The sequence below is a fragment of the Endozoicomonas sp. SESOKO3 genome (genome assembly GCF_024606255.1).
On the sequence record NZ_JAHHPR010000341.1, the window covers coordinates 1 to 1,542 of the forward strand.

The 1,542-nt window shown below is 51.8% G+C and carries 1 protein-coding gene; it reads left to right on the forward strand.

Annotation, left to right across the window (positions count from 1 at the left end; all coding sequences use genetic code 11):
- A partial coding sequence (locus tag KDK18_RS06020) for a hypothetical protein (protein WP_257253932.1) occupies positions 1 to 1,465 on the forward strand: 1,465 nt, incomplete at its 5' end.
- Between the last annotated feature and the right edge of the window lie 77 nt (positions 1,466 to 1,542).

Genomic DNA, 1,542 nt, shown 5'->3' on the forward strand with positions numbered 1-1,542 from the left:
CACTCCACTATGCTCCAACCCTTATTCAGGGATATCTGTAAAAGTGGTTGCCGTTTTCGGTTCGCTTTTAAAAAGCTATTGGAACCCCGATTCAGCGTCGTTTAACTTTGTGGAGCTCCGGGGGTCGAGTCAGGATCAACTGTTCGTGATCACCACTATGATGCCCGGCTCTGGAAACAAGCAACAACCCAACCCGCCATCAGAATCATCCGGGCAGGAAGCACTCCCTAAACCTACAGGCTTTTTCACTAGCCTTCTGTATTCTGATTCTGGCAGGGATAATGGAGTCCCTGGACGACACTCACATACGCTAGGTTTAAATTGTTTCGTCCATCCCTGTCATGGCGTTTGTCAATTCCGGCAGTCTTCCGATTCATCCGATACAACCTACCCTGCCGATCAGGCCATTTGCAGCTTGATAATATTCGGGGAGAATGGTCAGCTGCTGCAATGCGGGAAGACCTTCAAGAATGCAAAACCACTGTCGTGTCACAAAAGCAATTGTCACGCCAGGCAACAAACCTGTGACGTGCCCTTGATCTGGAAGGATGGCCAGCCGCGGCCATGCGGGAAGGTCTGCAAGGATACACATGCCCTGTCGAACCACAAAAGTGGATACCACACTGAACAACAAAGCTGTGACGTGACTGTGATCGGGGAGGATGGCCAGCCGAGGCCTTGCGGGAAGGTCAGCAAGAATGCTCACGCCCTGTCAGCTCATAAGAGGGGATACCATACCGAACAAAAAACCTGTGATGTGACCGTGATCGGTGAGGACGGCGAGCCGCAGCCATGCGGAAAGCTCTGCAACAATGCTAACGCCCTGTCGAGTCACAAAGTCGGATACCACACCGGACAAAAAACCTGTGACGTGACCGTGATCGGGGAAGATGGCCAGCCAAAGCCGTGCGGAAAGATCTGGAAGAATGCTCAAGCCTTTAAGGATCACAAAAGAAGAGACCACACCGGACAACAAACCTGTGATTTAATCGTGGAGGGGAAGGCTGGCCAGCAGAAACCGTGCGGAAAGGTCTGCAGGAATGCCAAAGCCCTGTCGAATCACAAAGTCGGATACCACACCGCGCAACAAACCTGCGACGTGACCGTGATCGGCGAGGGTGGTTGGCGGCCATGCGGTAGGGTCTTCAAGAATGCTAACAGCCTGTTGGCTCACAAAAGTTCATACCACACGGGGCAACAAACCTGTGACGTAACAGTGATCGGGGAGGAAGGCCAGCAACGGCCATGCGGAAAAGTCTGCAAGAATGCAAAAGTCCTGTCGAATCACAAAACTGGATACCACACCGGACAAAAAACCTGTGACGTGGCCGTGGTCGGGGAGGAAGGCCAGCAACAGTCATGCGGAAAGGTCTGCAAGAATGCAAAAGTCCTGTCGAATCACAAAAGAATGCATCGAAAACGCAAGCCTCCTGTTAATGATCAAGACGATGACCTCAGGCCTTAGTCTGACAACCGCTCTTTCACGAGGTTTTCTTGATCTATCCTTGCTCTGTACAAGCCAGAATGCAGGGATGGAATTAT